The 19330-nt window shown below is 60.1% G+C and carries 13 protein-coding genes; 3 read left to right on the plus strand and 10 right to left on the minus strand.

The genetic code is table 11. The features are described from left to right. Positions 1 to 2: 2 nt before the first annotated feature. From Q1A74_RS14260 to Q1A74_RS14275, 4 genes are read right to left on the minus strand one after another with little or no spacing between them, the layout of a single operon-like run. Positions 3 to 530 carry a pilus assembly protein PilP gene (locus Q1A74_RS14260; RefSeq protein WP_299597507.1) on the minus strand — a complete coding sequence of 176 codons (528 nt, stop codon included), beginning with the start codon at positions 528 to 530 and terminating at the stop codon, positions 3 to 5. After that, positions 527 to 1147 (minus strand): type 4a pilus biogenesis protein PilO, encoded by a 621-nt coding sequence (locus Q1A74_RS14265; protein WP_299597510.1) that lies wholly within the window; start codon positions 1145 to 1147, stop codon positions 527 to 529. Before Q1A74_RS14265 ends, Q1A74_RS14260 begins: the two co-directional genes overlap by 4 nt. Before the next feature lie 2 nt (positions 1148 to 1149). Beyond that, on the minus strand, positions 1150 to 1734 hold the full coding sequence (locus tag Q1A74_RS14270; RefSeq protein ID WP_299597513.1) for a PilN domain-containing protein: 585 nt from the start codon (positions 1732 to 1734) through the stop codon (positions 1150 to 1152). A gap of 3 nt (positions 1735 to 1737) precedes the next feature. Beyond that, complete coding sequence (locus Q1A74_RS14275) at positions 1738 to 2814, minus strand: pilus assembly protein PilM (protein ID WP_299597516.1); 1077 nt, start codon at positions 2812 to 2814, stop codon at positions 1738 to 1740. Positions 2815 to 2969: 155 nt separating this feature from the next. Here Q1A74_RS14275 and Q1A74_RS14280 point away from each other — a divergent pair, with 155 nt between their 5' ends. Beyond that, the gene (locus Q1A74_RS14280; RefSeq protein ID WP_299597519.1) at positions 2970 to 5663 is read left to right on the plus strand and encodes a penicillin-binding protein 1A; all 2694 of its coding nucleotides are present in this window, start codon (positions 2970 to 2972) and stop codon (positions 5661 to 5663) included. Between the two features lie 98 nt (positions 5664 to 5761). On the opposite strand, the gene Q1A74_RS14285 is transcribed toward Q1A74_RS14280, so the two are convergent. From Q1A74_RS14285 to pilG, 6 genes are all read right to left on the minus strand, one after another. Next, positions 5762 to 6253, minus strand: a complete 492-nt coding sequence (locus Q1A74_RS14285; RefSeq protein WP_299597522.1) for a chemotaxis protein CheW — start codon at positions 6251 to 6253, stop codon at positions 5762 to 5764. 55 nt (positions 6254 to 6308) lie between these two features. After that, positions 6309 to 12746, minus strand: coding sequence for an Hpt domain-containing protein (locus Q1A74_RS14290; RefSeq protein ID WP_299597526.1), 6438 nt, complete (start codon positions 12744 to 12746; stop codon positions 6309 to 6311). A gap of 138 nt (positions 12747 to 12884) precedes the next feature. Then, positions 12885 to 15062 (minus strand): methyl-accepting chemotaxis protein, encoded by a 2178-nt coding sequence (locus tag Q1A74_RS14295; RefSeq protein WP_299597529.1) that lies wholly within the window; start codon positions 15060 to 15062, stop codon positions 12885 to 12887. A gap of 263 nt (positions 15063 to 15325) precedes the next feature. Then, positions 15326 to 15868, minus strand: coding sequence for a chemotaxis protein CheW (locus Q1A74_RS14300; RefSeq protein WP_299597532.1), 543 nt, complete (start codon positions 15866 to 15868; stop codon positions 15326 to 15328). Between the two features lie 18 nt (positions 15869 to 15886). Then, positions 15887 to 16249 (minus strand): twitching motility response regulator PilH, encoded by a 363-nt coding sequence (gene pilH, locus Q1A74_RS14305; RefSeq protein ID WP_299597535.1) that lies wholly within the window; start codon positions 16247 to 16249, stop codon positions 15887 to 15889. Between the two features lie 230 nt (positions 16250 to 16479). After that, on the minus strand, positions 16480 to 16875 hold the full coding sequence (gene pilG, locus Q1A74_RS14310) for a twitching motility response regulator PilG (RefSeq protein ID WP_010132439.1): 396 nt from the start codon (positions 16873 to 16875) through the stop codon (positions 16480 to 16482). Between the two features lie 393 nt (positions 16876 to 17268). Here pilG and gshB point away from each other — a divergent pair, with 393 nt between their 5' ends. Together gshB and Q1A74_RS14320 are read left to right on the plus strand one after the other, a co-directional pair. After that, positions 17269 to 18225 carry a glutathione synthase gene (gene gshB / locus Q1A74_RS14315; protein ID WP_299597543.1) on the plus strand — a complete coding sequence of 319 codons (957 nt, stop codon included), beginning with the start codon at positions 17269 to 17271 and terminating at the stop codon, positions 18223 to 18225. Positions 18226 to 18310: 85 nt separating this feature from the next. Then, positions 18311 to 19258 (plus strand): energy transducer TonB, encoded by a 948-nt coding sequence (locus tag Q1A74_RS14320; RefSeq protein ID WP_299597546.1) that lies wholly within the window; start codon positions 18311 to 18313, stop codon positions 19256 to 19258. The last annotated feature ends 72 nt before the right edge of the window (positions 19259 to 19330 follow it).

Below are 19330 nucleotides of genomic sequence, written 5' to 3' on the forward strand. Positions count from 1 at the left end.
TTTTAGTTGTCCTTATCTTCCAAAGTCAGAGCCCGCGGCCGTTCGATCCAGCCGCCAGTGCCATCCGGCACAATTTCCAGTACATCGAGTTGCGACGATGAGGCGTTGACCACACGCCCGTGGTTTTTACCCATATAATTGCCGATGGTGATCCGATGGATCCCCCCGTCACCATCGTTTACGAGCGCCCACAGCTGACCGCCACGGGACAAGGTGCCCACCATCGCAAGGGCATCAAAGGGAAAGCGCTCAAGCAGTTCTTTCTGCCGATTCTGATCCGGCGCCACATCCAGCTTGCGGCCCACAAGACGCTGATCCGCCTCCAGCACTGGACGCAGGAACGGGCTGCGCATGGCCGCCGCACTGTATACATAAGGGCTGTAGGGAGTAAACGTCGGGATAGGCTCGATCTGGCCTTTAGGCTTGTGTTTCACTGCAGCCATCTTCTGACGCAAGTCGCTGTGACTGCCGTCCAGGCTACAACCGGCCAGCGCCAGCAGGGCTGCGCTCAGAGCGAAGTACTTTTTCATCCTTCTTCCCCCTGATCCTTGTAACGGTAGGTTTTCGCGTTTACCACCATATTCAGCAGTGCCGCACCGTCTCTACTGGTCTGGATATCAAAATCGTGCAGGGTAACGATACGGGGCATGCCGGCGATACCGCTGATAAAGGCACCGAACTCGTGATAGCCGCCCTGCACCTCGATACGGATGGGCAGCTCGACGTAGAACTCTCCCACCTGCTCACCTTCCAGCGCAACCTTCTGAATCGTCAGGCCACTACCGCGGCCAAATTCGTCGATATCTTCCAGGAGACCGGGGACTTCGGTATCTTTCGGCAGCTGCTTCAGCAGCGCACCGAAAGTCTCCTCCATTTCCACCAGCTGCTCGCGATAAGCATCCAGGTTGGCTGCTTCAAAGGACTTGCGCTCAAACTGGGTAAACAGCTCGCGCTCCTTGTTCGCTGCAAATTCCAGCTGGCTGTAGCGATCCTTGATCATGAAAAAGTAACCACCACCGGCCAGTACCGCAGCAATCACAATAAGCAGCACCACGCGTCCAGCCAGGGGCCAGACACCGACGCGGGAGAAATCGATATCATTGATATCCAGCTGATTAAGCTGTTTGAGAGTATCTTCAAGCGCCACGGTTACGCTCCATTGTTGGCGCGGTCAGCGCCCTCTTCTTCTTTTTTGCGGCCGCTGACACTGACCGTCATCTCAAAAGCGCTGGCCTGCTCACCGAATTCCGGCTTGGCAGTTACGCCGGTCAGGTTGGGAGATTCAAACCACTCCGACTGATCCAGGCTACGCATGAAAGATGAAACTCGATTGTTAGACTCGGCTACCCCGGAAACCTGCAGCGTCTTTCCAGAGCGCTTGAGATGGGTCAGCCACAGGCCTTCTGGCGCCGCGCGAACCATATCATCGAAGTAGCGCACTGCCAGCGGACGGTTGCCCTGCAGCTCCTGAATAACCCGCATGCGGTCAATCAGCTCCTGACGGCGCTTTTTGAGATCCTTGATCTCCTTGACCTGCTTGTTCAGCGCGGTGATTTCGGTGTTCAGCAGCTGATTGCGCTCATTCTGGTTGGCAATCTGCGAATCGACCGTCTTCATCCACATGAACACGGAGAAGCCGGCGGCGATCACCACCAGCACTGCGACCTGCTGGAATTCTTTCTGTTTCTGCGCCCGATATTCCTGACGCCAGGGTAATAGGTTGATCTTTGCCATGTCTTAGAACTCCCGCTCGCGCATAGCCAGGCCAGCGGCAATCATCAGTGACGGAGCCTCGCTGGCCAGAGCCTGGCGATTGACACGGGATGCAACGCTCATATCCCGGAAAGGATTGGCCACCATGGTGGGCTTGTTCAGTTTCTGGCCCACCAGCTCGGCGAGACCGTCCATGGCGGCGACACCGCCGCCGAGGAGAATGTAATCCACATCGCTGTAGGAAGTGGAGGAGTAGAAGAACTGCAGCGACCGGGTCACCTGTTGCACCACCGCATCGCGGAACGGCTCCAGCACTTCCGGGTAATAATCGTCCGGAAGCCCGCTGCCGCCCTGCCGCTTGGCCAGCGTGGCCTCTTCAGAAGACAGGCCGTAGCGGCGCTGAATTTCATCAGTCAACTGACGACCGCCGAATAGCTGCTCCCGGGTATACACCGTGCGACCGTCTACCATCACCGACAGCGCACTCATGGTGGCGCCGATATCGATCACCGCAACCACCAGTTGCTCCTGCGCGGGGAACTGGTTGTCCATCAGGGTGTAGGCGCGCTCAATGGCGTAGGCCTCCACATCCACAACCCCGGGCTGGAGATCCGCCTCACCCAGCGCAGAAATACGCTGTTCGACGTTCTCACTGCGGCATGCCGCCAGCAACACCTCGACCTGCCCCTCCCCCTTGTCCGACGGGCCCTGCACCTCAAAGTCCAGGTTTACCTCGTCCAGGGGATAGGGGATGTACTGATCAGCCTCGAGCGCAATCTGGGCTTCCAGCGCATCTTCGGAGAGATCTGCGGGCATATCCAGGGACTTGGTGATCACCGCAGACCCGGAAACAGCCACCGCCGCCTGGCGCAGGCGGGTTTTAGACCGCCGCACCACTTTGCGAATGGCTTCCGCAATTGCAGTCACATCATTGATATTCTTATCCACTACCGCATTCGGAGGCAGAGGCTCGGTTGCATAGCTTTCCACGCGGTATTTATCGCCACTGCGACTCAGTTCGAGCAACTTGACCGAGGTGGAGCTAATATCGAGCCCAAGCATTGCTTTCGGGCCCTTATTGAGAAAAGGGAGCATCCCCATTTTTCTTATCTTTTCCGTGGGTTATGGAAGTTTGATGGTATAGCACTTTAAATTACCGCCGCAACCGCCTTTTGCATAGGTAACAGCGCACATTCTTCGTATAATTGTCGAACAGTGCCGATAACTTGACCAAAGACGTACACAGAAGCATTTCCATGACCGAAAAAGCCCGCAACCGACTGCTCTCCCTGCTGTGGCTGATTCTGGCCGGGGCCGCCGCTGGCGCCATGGCATTCTCCAGCATTTATCTCTACCTCAAGCCGGGTCTGCCGTCGGTAGAGAGCCTGCGCGACATCCGCCTGCAGACACCCCTGCGCATCTACTCCCGGGATATGAAGCTGATCGGAGAGTTCGGCGAGAAACGCCGCAGCCCCATTACCATCGAACAGACGCCGGAGATGTTCATCAAGGCCATTCTCGCCGCGGAGGATGACGGTTTTTACTCGCACAGCGGGGTTTCCATCAAAGGCCTGATGCGCGCTGTGCGCCAGTTGGTGGCCAGCGGCTCCATCCAGTCCGGCGGCAGCACGCTGACCATGCAGGTGGCGCGGAACTTCTTCCTGAGCCGCGAACAGCGCTTTATCCGCAAATTCAACGAGATCCTGCTGTCCCTGCAAATCGAGCAGGAACTCAGCAAAGACGAAATTCTCGCCCTTTACATCAACAAGATTTTCCTCGGTAACCGCGCCTATGGCTTCCAGGCGGCCGCGCACGTGTACTACGGGCAGGACATCAACGAACTCAACCTGGCCCAGTGGGCGATGATGGCGGGCCTGCCAAAAGCCCCCTCCACCTACAACCCCATCGCCAACCCCTCGCGGGCCCTGGTGCGCCGCAACTGGATCCTCAAGCGCATGCTGGATCTCGGCTACATCGGCCAGGACGAGTACAAGAATTCCATTACCGCACCAGTCAGCGCCCGCTATCACGGCCGCGATCTGGACCTGAGCGCACCTTATGTTGCTGAAATGGCCCGCAAGGAGGCCGTGGACCTGTTTGGTGACGCCGCGTATACCGATGGCTACCAGGTGATCACCACCGTCGACAGCCGCCTGCAGGACGCCGCACGCAACGCCCTGCAACATGGCCTTGAGACTTACGACGGCCGCCACGGCTACCGTGGGCCCGAGCAACGCCTCGACGCTGAGCTGCTGGCGGACAATGACCAGCTGGTGGACCTGCTGAAAGAAATTCCGATTCTGGGCGGTCTCGAGCCTGCAGTGGTCACCGCCGTAGCGCCACAGAGCCTGAGCGTACAATTACGCGACCGCCGGGTGATTGAGATTCCCTGGGAGCACGGCCTCAGCGATATCCGCCCCTACATCTCGGAAAACGCCCGCGGTGCCCGCCTCAAATCCGCCGAAGAAATGTTCGCACCGGGCGACGTTGTTCGTCTGCGCCGGGTTGTCATTTCCGCGGAAGACGTTGCTCGCGAACAGCGGGAAGCGCAGCAGGAGGCAAAAGAATCCGCCGCCGAAGCGCTGGCAGATACCGATATTACCGACGACCCATTTGCCACCCCGGATGGACTGGGGGAGCAGCGCGAAGACGAGCTACCCCAGGCCCGGGAAGAATGGCACCTGACCCAGATCCCCGAAGCCCAGGGCGCACTGGTGTCCCTGGAGCCCGAAGATGGCGCCATTCGTGCGCTGGTAGGTGGCTATGATTTCCGCCAGAGCCACTTTAACCGGGTAACCCAGGCTGCGCGCCAGCCGGGCTCCAGCTTCAAACCGTTTATCTATTCTGCAGCGCTGGAGAATGGCTACACCGCCGCCAGCATCATCAACGATGCACCAATCATCTTCGAGCAGACCAATCTGGAAGACGTGTGGCGCCCCGAAAACGACGGCGGCACCTTCCTCGGCCCGACCCGCCTGCGCAAGGCCTTGTACATGTCCCGCAACATGGTGTCCATCCGCCTGCTGCAGGCTCTGGGACTGGATCGCGCACTAACCTTCGCCGAAGGCTTCGGCTTCGAGCGCAGCAAACTGGCCCGCAACCTGTCCATTGCCCTGGGCAGCTCCGCGCTCACACCACTGGAAATGGTGCGCGGTTACGCCGCCTTCGCCAACGGTGGCTATCGCGTGGAACCCTATCTCGTGGACCAGGTGCTGGATGTTCACGGCGACACCGTCTATCAGGCACTGCCGCTCACCGTGTGCCACGACTGCCCCGCACCCGGTGAGGAACGCGGGCTGGAGGCCGAGCCCATGGACCTGCTTGCGGTACAGAAAGAAGCCGCGCTCGAGCCGGACGAGAACGAACCCCTGGAACTGCGCACCCTGCCGGTGGCACCGCTGCACGCCGACGAGCAAGCCCGCCCGCGCGCCCCGCGCGCCATGTCGGCGGAAACCGCTTACATCATGGATTCCATGCTGAAGGACGTGATCAAGCGCGGTACCGGTCGCAAAGCCCTGGTCATGAAACGCGGTGATATCGCCGGTAAAACCGGCACCACCAACGGCCCCCGGGACGCGTGGTTCTCCGGCTACAGCCCCTATCTCGCCACCAGCGCCTGGGTGGGCTTCGACGACAACACGCCCATTGGTCGCAACGAATACGGTGGTTCCGCCGCCCTGCCCATCTGGATCGACTATATGTCGACCGCGCTGGATGGTCTGCCGGAACGCCACTTGGCGCAACCGGACGATATCGTCACCATGCGAATCAACCCGCGCACTGGCCTGCGCACCTCGCGCGGGGGCATCTTCGAAATTTTCCGCGCGGAACGAGTGCCCGGGCGCGAGACTTACGGCAATTATCCATCGATCTACTCCGATGAAAGCCCTGGCTCGCCGAACAGCAGCGAAGAACAGGCGCAAGAAGCACTGCCGGAAGAGCTGTTCTAATCCCCCCTGTAGTGCACCGACAGACACAAAAAAGCCGCTCAGTGAGCGGCTTTTTTGTGTCTGTTCAGGTCAATTCTCTGACCCCACTCAAGGCCCCATCAGCGCCGGCTGCGATACGCCAGGCAGGCCTCCTCCAGTTCGGACAGGTTCGGGATCACCGCTGCTTCGCCGGAAAGTGCCACGTGCATCAGCTCACCGATGGCACATTCGCCCTCACGGCCCGCCAGCTCCTGCGGGGTGACCCGCACCAGCCGCGGCGTGCCCTGCAGAACCACCGCAAAAAACGGCAGATCACCTTCGCTATTGCCACTGCTCAATACGGCAATCCGGCAATTACTGCGCAGCACGGGCATGGGATTGCCACGCATCACCTCGAAAGAGATCAATGGCAGGCGCAACTCGCGCCAGTGCAGCTCACCCATATACCAGTCCGGCGCATCAAACGCCGACACTGGGCTCTGCAGTGCGATGATCTCGGACAGGGTATCCACCGGCACCAGTAACTGACCGTCCGCCAGGGGCAACAGCAAGCTGCTGAGCTCCTGAGGCATTTCGGTAGTCGACATGGCGTCTACGCTGGTTCCACTCATGTTCTGACCTCTCCGCCGCCCGCTCGGGCTTCAATACATTGGTTGCTCGGCCGCATCAAACTTCCGCCTCGGCTTCGGTGAAGTCGTGAATCGCACTCAGCAGAACCTCTTCCTGGTAGGGCTTGCCCAGGTAGTGGTTGACCCCCAATGACAGCGCGTGATCGCGGTGTTTTTTACCGGTACGGGAGGTGATCATGATGATCGGGATATCCCGCAAACGACTACTGGAGCGGATGTTGCGCGCCACTTCAAAACCATCCATACGCGGCATCTCGATATCCAGCAGCATCACGTCCGGAATCACATCCTGCAACTGGATAATCGCATCCTGGCCATCTTTGGCGGTGATCACGCGGAAGCCCTCCCGCTCGAGGAAGCGCGTGGTCACCTTGCGCACGGTTACCGAGTCGTCCACCACCATGACCAGCTTCTGGGTGACCGGCTCCTCGCGCCCGCTGACCTCGGGAAGCTCCTTAAGCAATGGTGCCTCGGGGCGCGCCAGCAGCGCGGAGTGCTTACGCAGCAGCGCATGGGCATCGAGAATCACTACCACGGTACCGTCACCGGTTACGGTTGCACCGGATACGCCCTGCACACTGGCAAACTGGGGCCCCAGGCTCTTCACCACAATTTCGCGGCTGCCCATAATGGCATCCACCTGCAGGGCCATAGCGGTATTTTCCGAGCGCACCAGTAGCACCGGCATCTGCATGTCTTCGACCGCCAGCCGCGGTTGCGCACTGGACTGTAGAAGGCTGCCGAAATAGTTCACCTGATAGGGCTCGCCGGCGTATTCAAAACGCGCTTCCGGCGTGCGGTAATAGTGCTCCAGTTCAAACGGGCTCAGGCGCACGATACCTTCGATGGTATTCAGCGGCAGTGCGAACAGATCGTCACCCACCTTCACCATCAGTGCGCGGTTCACGGATACGGTGAACGGCAGACGCACCACAAACTCGGTGCCCTGACCGATCTGCGAACCGATGGTGACACTACCACCAATCTGTTTGATCTCTGCAGACACCACGTCCATACCGACGCCGCGACCAGAAATCTGAGTGACCTTATCGGCGGTACTGAAGCCCGCCTGCAGAATAAACTGCATGATTTCGTTGTTCGACAGCTCCGCATCCGCTCGCATCAAGCCGCTTTCGATGGCCTTTTCGCGCACCCGCATCAGGTTGATACCAGCACCGTCGTCACTGATGGTGATCACCACCTCACTGCCCTCGCGAGCCAGTGCTACCGAGATACGCCCGCGCTCAGCCTTGCCGGCATCGCGACGCTCCGCCGGGGATTCGATGCCGTGGTCAACCGCGTTGCGCAGCATATGCTCCAGCGGTGCAACCATGCGCTCGAGCATGGAGCGGTCCAGTTCGCCCTCAACGTTGGAGAACACCAGGTCCACCTGCTTGCTCAGTTCCGCGCTAACCTGACGCACGATCCGGCGCAGGCGCGGCACCAGGCGGGAGAAAGGCACCATGCGGCTGCGCATCAGGCCTTCCTGCAATTCTGTATTGACCCGCGACTGCTGCAGCAGCAGGGTCTCGGTATCCCGAGCCTTGTGCCCCAGAGTCTGCTTCAGTTCCAGCAAATCCGAGGTGGACTCCAGCAGAGATCGGGACAGCTGCTGAATGGACGAGTAACGGTCCATTTCCAACGGGTCGAAGTCGCCATCCTGTTCCGCCAGCTGCTCCTGACGGAACAGAATCTGGGCTTCGGTTTCTTTATCCAGGCGGCGCAGCTGTTCGTTCAGGCGCGACAGGGTGGAGTCCATCTCGTCCAGCGCCGTGCCGAACTCGCCCACCTGTTCTTCCAGCCGGCCGCGGGAGATGGAGGTCTCACCGGCAAGGTTTACCAACTCTTCGAGCAGCTCCGAGGCAACCCGCACCATTTCCTGCGGCTGGTTGCGTGACTGGCCACCGTCGCGGTCGCCAACTTCTTTCGATTTGCGTACAAACGGCAGCACATTGCCGGCAGCAGCCGGTGCGTGAGGCTGCAGGGCATTGCCCTTCTCGATAACTTCAACTTCGGGAGCGGGGTCCTCCGGCGGCGCAACTGGCTCTTCGACAGCGTGTGTAGCCACCGGCAGTTCCTCGTCGGACTCCATGCCGTAATCTACCGGGCTTGCGTCTTCAGCGACCTGTTCATCGGCCCACTGGGTTTCGAGCAGCGCACAGAAAGGCTCCAGCTCGTCGCCACCCATCCAGGCCCGCACAGTTTCCACACCCGCCGCCAGGCGGTCGTAGATACTGTGGGCATCGGCAAAGAATTCCGCAGACGGCGAGCTGCCGCGCTGCATGTTTTCGATCACCGTTTCGAAGCGGTGCGCCACTTCACCCAGCCCCATCAGGGCCGCCATGCGTGCACCGCCCTTGAAGGTGTGCAGTACGCGCTTGAGTGCTTCCGGTGCCTCAGCGTCGTCCGGAGACTGCTCCCAGTTCTGGATCAGCTCTTCGAGCTCGTCAACCAGTTCGCCGGCCTCCTCTAGGAAGACCTCGACCACATCCGGGTCGATATCGGCCAGCAGTGCGCGCTGGCCTTCACTGATACCGCCCGCTGATGCGGCGACGGCTGGTCCGGATTCAACGCTATCGGTGACCGGCTCAGAAATAACCGATTCGGAAACTACGGGCTCGGACACAGAAGCTGGAATATCTTCCGCAAACACGCTGTGCTCGGGCTCAACCGGCTCCACAACGGGTGCAGACTCCTCAACCGAGACATCCTCAGTGGCAAGCTCGGATTCAAGCCACTCTACTGTCAGCTCCGGTTCTTCGCTCTCGGCTGCCGGAACCGCAGCCTGCGACTCGGACCCGGACTCGCTAGCATCTGCTGCACTCTCGGCAGCCACCAGGTCGTCAAAGCTGAAGCTCACCTCGTCGCTTTCGGTCTCCTCTTCGGAAACGTCGACCCCGACAACTTCATGCTCGGCGGCTTCGCCAGTGGAGGCTTCATCGGCAAAACTGAATTCGCTGCTGTCGATGCCGTACTCGGAAAGATCGATGTCTTCCTCTTCCGCACCGTCATCTCCCTGAGCCAGATAGCGCAGAGCTTCCCCCACTGCCTCGCTGACCGGTGGCAGATCGGTGGAAGCGGCAACTGCATCCACCAGATCCAATAGTTCGTTGTGGCCCTGCTCCAGCGCCGCCCAGAGTGCAGGCTCCTCTTCCAGGTGCCCATCAATGACCTGGCGGTAAACAGCCAGCAGCAACAGGGATAGCTCCTGCAGAGCAGGGAGCTGTGCCTGACCGGCGGCCTGTTGCAACACGTCCAGCTCTTCCGCCACTGGCAACAGGATGGATCTGTCACCCGGATGCTGGCGCCACTGGTTCAGCATCTGGTCGGCATCCAGCAGTACTTTCATGCCGTCGGCCATGATCACCGCCAGCAATTGCGGATCCACGGCTTTTGGCTCGTTCGCTTCGCGTTCGCGAATCAGGTGACCGACCGCGCGCTCCTGCAGCTCGGCAACACGGGCAAGGAATTGCTCGCTGCGCGCCACATGCAACGGTTCACTGTTATAGATCTGCTGAAGTACCGCCTGTACATAGCGGCGCGCGTCGCTGATCAGCTCGAAAATATCGCTGTCGATGGCAACCTGATAGGTGCGCAGCTCCTTGGCGAAACGCTCCAGTGGCGCCATCAGCTCGGCCACCTGGGTGACCTCCGCCATATGCGCGGAGCCTTTCAGGGTGTGCAGGGCGCGGTGCAATGGATCCGATGGCACTCCGTAGAGTGGCGCGGCGCGCTCCATTTCGCTGAGGAATTCTTCCACCGTGGCTAGGTGGGTTTCCGCCTCTTGAGCGAAAATTTCCCACAACTGGGCGTTTTCATCGGCGTCGACATCTGCCTCGGCAGAATCTTCGAGTGAGGTATTGGATTGCGCAGAGCCCGCGGCGTCAGCGACGCTGGCGGATTGCAGCAGAGCCTCCGGCACTTCGCCGTGTGAGAGCTGCTTGGCCCAGGCCTCAAGCTCGGCAGTGCGGGCCGGATCCGGGTCGCCGGTGCGGGTGCGAAAGCCGTCGATCATGGAGGGCAACTTGGCCACCACCTGCTCAATCAACAGCGCGTGTCCACGGCCCGGGGCGACGGTTTCGTCGATCACCCGGTTCAGCATGTTCTCGACCGCCCAAGACAGCTCGCCCACTTCCAGCGCTTCCACCATACGGCCGGAGCCTTTCAGGGTGTGGAAGCCACGACGAAATTCCACCAGCGCATCGCGGTTATCAAAATTGGCGGCCCACTGGGGGAAGTAGTGCTCGATGGTCTCCAGCACCTCACCGGCTTCCTCGAGGAAGATTTCGACAATTTCATCGTCGATAATGCTGGTGTCATCATCCTCCTCCAGAACCGGCGCTTGCGGCGCGGGTGCAGTGGATGGTTCCTCATTGGACTCGGCAACACCTGTTGTTTCGGCAAAATCGAAGTCAGACGCGGTGTCGGCTTCACTGTCACCGGCGAACCAGCTTTCTTCGATCAGCGATGGCTCGTCGGCACCTTCGCTTGCGGTTTCCGGTTGCACGGATTCTTCGCCAGACGCGTCGAATACCGGCTCCGACAGGGCCGCCAGCGCGTCATCACTCACAGGGGCTTCGGGTGCTGCCTCTGCCACTGCGTCTTCAGCGGTGGCTTCAACGCCTGCCTCAACACCGACTTCGTCCAGATCGAGGGTATATTCAAAGCTGTCGAGAGCACTCTGCTCTTCGGACTCAACCGCCGGTGCTGACTGAGCTTCCGGCGCATCCGCAAACGGCTGTACCTGCTCGTCAGTTGCAGCTGCTTTGGCTACCGCACCTTCGCCATCGGCGACTGCATAGCCAAGGGTGGCAACACTGTCTTCCGCCAGGGCCAACAGCATATCCGCGTCTTCAATGCCGTCGGCACGACGCTCGAGGTAGTATTCAACACTGGTCACCGCGTCCGCGAGGGTATCCAGCAATTTCCAGTCCGGCTGATCGCCGGCATTGATCAGGCGCTCTTCGATATAGCTTTTGCAGGCGCCGACGATCTCTGCCGCACGCTGGTAACCCACCATATCCAGGCCGCCGCAGACTTCCTGCAGGCGCTTGGGTACCTGGGACAGGTGACCGGCATCCCAATGGCTGGCGATGTACTCCACCACCGCCTCTTTGACGGTTTCCAGGCCGATGCGCGCTTCGCGCAGCACCTGCTCGGTGGCCTCGCCCATCAATGGCGAGTCACTGTCAATTTTCTTATCGCGCTCGGCAGCGGCCGCCAGGCCACTGTCCAGCTGCACCAGTTCCGAGGCCGCCTGCATCAGCAGGTCGTCGGGAGCCTGGCTACGCGAAGCGTCGCGCAGGTATTCGTAAATACTGCGCGCGCGGGTGCGCTGGTTTTCCAGCCCCAGCACACCCAGAGTATCGGCAATACGCTTCGCCACAATCGCCGTGTCCGCAAGCGGCGGGCGTTCGCTGTTGGCGATGCTCGGATCCAGTGCTTCACGCACACTGGCGAGCTCTTCACGCAATGCGGCGACAGCGGTTCCCATCGCTTCCGGCCCCATGGCCAGCGCGTCTTCGGTATCCGGACGCGGCGTGCCGGGAACGGCCTGGTCGAGTGCGTATTTCTGGTAGAGGGCCTGCGTACGCGGACCATTGGGGCCGCACAGGTAAACGTAGAACAGCAGGTTGCGGCTCAGATCGCGATCCGGACGCAAATCCAGGACGCGCGCGCCCTGCCCCTGCAGCAGACGGAATTCCACATCGATACGACGAAGCAACTGACGCAGGGCCGGCAGCACATTGACGCGGTGATCGGCGATGCCTTCGAGCAGCCCCTGAAGAATTTCCCACAGGTGCTGGCGCTGGCTGCCGCTGTACAACAGCGACATCTTTTCACTGACTTTATTCAGGTAGGCAAGGCTTTCGCCGCTGTTTACATCGCGGATCAGTGACGCTGCAGCGACGTGGTACATCTTGCGCAGCTTGAGCACCAGCTCCTGCAGCTTGGCATTATTGGAAAGCAGCGGTTGGCGATTGCCCGTCGCGTAATCCAGTGCGCTGAGGTCTGGAGCAAACAACGCCCCCTCGGTGATCAGGCGCTCGCGGCGCACCGCGCGCAGATCGTTCAGAAGGGGAAGTAGCAGTACCGGATTATCGCGGCGCTGGAAGGCAATTTTTTCCAGGTACAGCGGGAGTTCCAGTAGCGCACGCATGAGGAATTCGCGAGTTTCATCGCTGTTTTCCACTTCGCCACTGGCCAGGGCGTGCACCAGCTGCTCCATCTCTTCGGCGAGCATGGCGGCGCCGGTCAGCTCTGCCATGTGCAGGCTACCGTGCACCTGGTGGATCAGGTCGAGACAGCTTTTCAGCAGGCCGGAAGGATCACCGGCACTGTCTGCGAAAGAAGAGTCCGCAGAGGAAGAGTCCGAGGCAAAGGTTTCCAGCTGCTGTCGCGCCTGCGCCAGCGTCTCGTTGATTTCGCCTATCAGCCAATCCAGGGCTACAAAATTGGGATTGTCGCGACTCACGCCAAGTCCTCGGTAATTCAGGTTGCTCGCTGACAGGCGGCAGTCAACCGCGGACGCCACCCATCTGCTGCTTTACACCCCGGGGCCGCGAGCCCCGGCAGTGTCCGCATTGTTGTCGTTATCAGTATCTGCGGAGGATCAGGCCATGGCCCGCTCATCGCGCTCTTCTGCGGAGAGCGCCGCGAGACTGTCTTCTTCGGCGGCAACGCCTTCAACGGTCTCTTCTTCCAGCATCGGGAACTCTTCGGAGAGTTCCGCCAGGTCGCCATCATACAGATCGCTCTCGCCTTCCACTTCGTCTGCGTTGGGCAGTTTGAAGCCGGCAACGGAGTCGCGCAGGGCGGAGGCGGTCTGAGCCAGGTTACCAATGGACTGTGCCGTAGCCTGGGTACCGGCGGAAGTCTGCGAGGTAATTTCCTGAATCACGTTCATCGTGTTGGAGATGTGACCCGCGGACGACGCCTGCTGGCGCGCCGCGTTGGAGATGTTCTGAATCAAGGAGGCGAGGTTGGTGGATACCGTTTCGATCTCCTCCAGGGCAACACCGGCGTCCTGCGCCAGGCGGGCACCGCGCACCACCTCGGTGGTGGTGGATTCCATCGAAACAACCGCTTCGTTGGTGTCCGACTGAATCGCTTTTACCAGGCCTTCAATCTGCTTGGTGGCCGCTGCGGAACGTTCTGCAAGGCGCTGAACCTCGTCCGCAACCACCGCGAAGCCTCGGCCTGCGTCACCGGCCATAGAGGCCTGGATCGCCGCGTTCAATGCCAGGATGTTGGTCTGGTCGGCAATGTCGTTAATCAGGCTTACGATGTCGCCAATCTCCTGGGAAGATTCACCCAGTCGTTTGATTCGCTTGGACGTGTCCTGAATCTGCTCGCGGATGGTATCCATGCCCTTGATGGTGTTCTGTACCACCTTGGAGCCATTGCTCGCGATCTGTACCGAGCGCTCGGCTACCTGGGCCGATTCAGCGGCGTTGGCAGATACCTGGTCAATGGTTACGGCCATTTCGTTAACGGCCGCAGATGCACCAGCAATTTCCTGAGCCTGGTGCTCGGAGGCCTCGGCCAGGTGCAGGGCGGTCTGCTGGGTTTCCTGGGACAGGGAAGATACTTCCTGTGCCGCGCCATTGATTCGGGAAACCAGAACCCGCAGCTGGTCAATGGTGTAGTTGATGGAGTCTGCGATCGCACCGGTGAAGGCCTCGGTTACCGTCGCGGTAGTGGTCAAGTCACCATCGGCGAGGTCGGCCAGCTCGTCCAGCAGCTGCATAATCGCCTGCTGGTTACGCTCGTTGGTTTCGGTCTCTTCTTTCAGGGTACGGCGGGTACCGGAGAAGGCGGTAACCATCATGCCGAAGATCAACAGTACAAACACACCGGCAATAATGGCGATGGTCTGGTTGTTCGGCTGACGCTCACCAGAGAGGCTTACGATTCGGTCGTTCAGGGTCGACAGGGCTTCCAGCAGCTGAGGCGAGGAAGCGGAGATGCCGTCCGCGGCCTGACGGGTGGCAAACAGAGCCGGGGTCGCCTCGAAGATCTCACGTACGGAGGAGCTCACGAATTCGAACAGCTCGGTAATTTCTTCCAGAGACTCGCGGGCCTCGGTGTCGGTTACGCGGGAGATACCCATCACCACGTCGCCGCCCTTCATGCCTTCAACCACTTTACCGAACAGGCTCGCATCGGTATTGAACTGGTCTGCAGCGGATTCCGCGTCGTCACCACCCTGCAGCATCTTGTCGATGTTCCGGCCGATACGCTCGGCGCGCCATACTTGCAGCTGGGCTTGCTCTACCTGGTTGGCCGGGGCGTTGTTGGCCAGCAGGATTTCCACAATGTTGTTGTGCTCTGCCTGCAGTTCCGGCAGCGAGTCGTTCAGGGTACTCGCCACGTCGTTCAGGAAGATGATGGAATCTTTGTTGCCGAGAATGGTGTCGGCCTGCTCGCGCATCTGACGCCACACCTGGCCGTAGTTGGCCAGTTCGGCGTTCAGCGCACTTTTACTGCCGCCGTCCATTCCCTGAAGCTCGTTCCAGGTAGCAGACATCTGGTTGATGGTGCGCTCGAGGTCCGCAAACGCCTGCTCGTCACCAGCGGTAGCAGCCGGTGCGTAAGACACCACCTGATAAGACAGTGCGCGCAGTTCCGCGACGTCTTCGAGGTATTCCTGGTCCCGATCGGCATGGCTCTGCACCAAGTAGATGCTGACGATCAGCCCCGCCAGTGTGGCGAGTACCAGCAAACCCATAAACAGCGCGGCAGGGTTACTGCGCAACGCGGAGAATGAACTCTGGGAGCCTGTTTTCATAATTTACTCCTGGCGGACCTGCGTGTACCTCAGGCCAATTCTTGTTATTACCACTTGTTTGAAGCCTTATGGCTTCACATCCCGTACTGCCCAACGAAGTGGGCACCCCCAACACAACCGGCTATTGCCGACTACGGTTTGTCCCAGCTGTGGAAAACCCCAGCTGTACAGGTTTGACGCACAGCGCGCGCCTCACCTCAGTTGCCATCCAATGCGAATGGCACACCCGAATCCCCGGGTGTCAGAAAACAGAAAGCCGCGGCTCAGTGAGCTGCGGCATCTGCAAACTGAAAATCATTCAATAGAGCCTGCAGGTCAAACACCAGCCAGCGATCCTGCTGCAACTGGAACTGGCCGTTGACCATGGGTGCGAACGGCTCAACCAGATCGGAAGGCGGCAGCTTTCCATATTCCAGAGCCAAGTGTTGCATCCCGTGGAGTTCGTCGACGATCAGGCCGGCGTAAATCTTGTCATGTTCCAACACCAGCACACGGCGGCGCTGGCGAGGACTGGTGAGGTGGCCACCAAAAAAAGCGGCCATATCAAACAGCGGCAGCAGGCGGCCACGCACATTGGCCACCCCGCGCACCCAAGGTTGCGCCCCGGGAATGAAGGTGTACTGCGGGACCTCCAGCAGTTCCACCACCTCTTCCATGGCGGCAACAAAGCGGTGCCCCAGCAGGGAAAATCCGATGCCCGTCCAGTAAGGCTTGACCTCCTGACGGGCAGGCAGCCCCTGCGCCTGCGCTTTTGCGCGATTGGCGATATCAACCAGCGCAAGATAAGGGGTAAGAGATGATTGCACGGAGAATCAACGTCGGCCTCAGGCCAACACCTCCTCGATAGTACCCAGCAACTTGCCCTCATCGACCGGCTTGGTCAGGTAGGCGCGCGCACCCTGGCGCATGCCCCAGACACGGTCGGTGTCCTGGTCTTTGGTGGTGACGATTACCACGGGGATACCCGCAGTCTGGTCACCCTTGCTGAGCTGGCGGGTAGCCTGGAAACCATTCAGGCCCGGCATCACGATATCCATCAGGATGACATCGGGACGCTGCTCGCGCGCCACGTCCACACCGTTTTCGCCATTGGTGGCGGTGAGCACGGCATGACCATTCTTTTCCAGAATGGTGGTCAATTTGTGAGTTTCAGTTGGCGAGTCATCGACGATAAGCACTCTGGCCATCTTTTCCCCCGGGATAGTGTTTCCGTCCCGACCTTCGGTCACGGTCAGGCGGATTGTTGTTGGTACCGGCCGCACCGCCCCCCGGGCATGCGGCCACACGCTTTGTTATATGTTGCTGACTTTCGTGAAACTCGTGCACTTCAAGAACGCAGACCGATTCGGCGCCAGCCAGACGCCATAGTCTACGCCATTTTTGCCAAAGGTTTCACGCCTTCAGCGAGATCCTTTTCTCAAGCGGCGTGATGCGGCTTGGCGTGTGCAGAAATTGCACCCAGCAATTCGCTCTTGCTGAACGGCTTGGTGAGATATTGATCACAGCCCACAACACGGCCCTTGGCCTTGTCGAACAGGCCGTCCTTACTGGACAGCATCACCACCGGTGTACTGCGAAATTCACTGTTGTTCTTGATCAGCGCACAGGTCTGATAGCCGTCGAGACGCGGCATCATAATGTCCACAAAAATGATATCCGGACGCGAATCGGCGATCTTGGCCAGTGCATCAAAGCCATCAGTGGCGGTGACAACCGCGCAGCCAGCTTTCTGCAGCAGCGTTTCCGCGGTGCGACGAATGGTTTTACTGTCGTCAATCACCATCACGGTGAGACTTTCCCAGTTGAGCTCCATAGTGTGTTCCCAAGTCCCCTTTACTTATTTTCGAGCGCCATTGGATATTGTTGTGTAACCGCGGCGGCGCCCTTATGTGCAACCTCATTACGGGGTCCGATCGTCGCAGCCGCTGGTCACTCGCCAGCAGACGCAGATCAGGAGGAAACTTTTATCACAGATACCAGAGTGAATCTAGCGACGACGGAAGCGGCCGTGCAGGGATGATCAGTTTGTGAGCGATGCCGCAATTCTGGCGCACCCGTCACGGCGAAACCGGGTTGCACGAAACACCCACTACTCTTACCTTACCGGCATATCTTTCCCGGATTGACGGTCGCGCTCGCCCGCTGCTCTACCCCGCAGGCGAAACACCTTCACCCCACCCCAGCTATTCAAAACATGGAAACCGGTATGAGCCACACGCTCGGCGTGGTCATGGACCCCATCGCCAACATCTCCTACAAAAAAGACACCTCTCTCGCCCTGTTACTTGCCGCCCAGCGCGCCGGGTTTGAACTGCATTATTTTCTGCAGTCAGATCTATACCTCGATGGCAGCACCCCCATGGGCAATGGCGCACGGCTTGAGGTGTTTGAAAACCCGCAGGACTGGTTTTCTCTCGGCGAGCGCAAACCCATGCACCTGGGTGATCTCGATGTAATACTGATGCGTGTGGACCCGCCCTTCGACAACGAATACATCTACTCCACCTACATTCTCGAAGCGGCCGAGCGCGCCGGCACCCTGGTGGCCAACAAGCCGCAGTCGCTGCGCGACTGCAATGAAAAAATCTTCGCCACCCACTTCGCCGGCTGCTGCCCGCCACTGATCGTCAGCCGCGATATGGCGCAACTGCGCGCTTTCCACAGCGAACATACCAATGTGATCTTCAAGCCCCTCGACGGCATGGGCGGCACTGGCATCTTTCATGTGAAGCCGGACGGCGGCAACATCGGCGCCATCCTGGAAACCCTCACCGACAATGGCAAACGTCAGATCATGGGCCAGCGCTACCTCCCCGAGATCAAGGAGGGCGACAAGCGCATCCTGATGGTGGACGGAGAACCGGTGCCCTATTGCCTGGCCCGCATCCCCCAGGCCGGCGAGACCCGCGGCAACCTCGCCGCCGGTGGCCGCGGCGAGGCCCGCCCGCTGTCCGAGCGCGACCTGTGGATTGCCCGGCAGGTCGGCCCCACCCTCAGGGAAAAAGGCCTGCTGTTCGTCGGCCTGGATGTGATTGGTGACTACCTCACCGAAGTCAATGTCACCAGCCCCACCTGTGTACGCGAAATAGACACCGCCTACGGCACCGACATCGGCGGGCTATTGATGCGCTCGATCACAGACCGATTGGCGCAAAAAGGGTAAACTACCCGATTCCTGCCGGCACCCAGCGAGGGCGCCGGCGGTTACACGGCAGAAGTAACGGCAAGAAGTAAAGCAATAACACCCAATGACCGCAGCAGCCAGCCATTCCCGCGCACAGGTCTCCACGCCAGCGCCGACCCCAATCAAGGCATCACCCGCCACCCAGGGTGACCGCTTTACCTTTGCCCTATTTCTGGCCTGCGCCCTGCACGCGCTGCTCATTTTTGGCGTGGCGTTTACCGCCCCTGAAGCCAAAGAGGCACCGCCCACCCTCGAGGTGACCTTGGCACAGCACCGCTCGATGGACGCTCCGGAAGACGCCGACTACCTGGCCCAGCACAACCAGCAGGCCAGCGGCACCGCGGAAACCCCAAAAGAACTCTCCACCGACCGCCAGGCGGAAATGGCCGACACCAGTATTCGCCAGGTCAACCCGCTGCCCCAGCAACAGGCCGCACGCCCGGCAGATCAACTGCGCCAGCTGATCACCACCATCGGCGACAGCCCGCAGCAAGCACCGGAGCTGCCCGCGGAAGACAAGCGCTCGGAAGAAAAGCGCGGCGACGCACCTACAGATCTACCTCCCAGCAACCCGGAAATTGCCAGCCTGCAGGCGCGCCTCGACAAGATCCGCCAGACCATCGCCCAGCGCCCGCGGGTACGACGCCTCACCTCCGTGGCCACCAAAGCCTCCTCCGATGCCGCCTACCTGCACGACTGGCGCCAGAAAGTGGAAGCCATCGGCAACGACAATTTCCCCGAAGAGGCCCTGGCCCGCCAGATTACCGGCGACCTGCGCATGATGGTGCGGCTGCTGCCCACCGGCGCGGTGGAAGAAGTGGTGATTCTGGAATCCTCCGGCGAACGTGTTCTGGACGACGCTGCCCAGCAGATCGTGCGCCTGGCCGCACCCTTCGCCCCCTTCCCGGCGGAGATCCGCAAAGAGGCCGACCGCCTGGAGATCATCCGCACCTGGCGCTTTGAGATGACCGGCTTTTCTACTGCCGCCGACAAGCCACCCAGCCGCGGCTGAACACGCGCGACTCAGAACCACTAGACTTGATGTTTATCCGCGCATCTTTTTTGGCCATATAACACAAAGCAC

It is taken from the genome of uncultured Microbulbifer sp. (assembly GCF_947504145.1).
Classification (GTDB): domain Bacteria; phylum Pseudomonadota; class Gammaproteobacteria; order Pseudomonadales; family Cellvibrionaceae; genus Microbulbifer.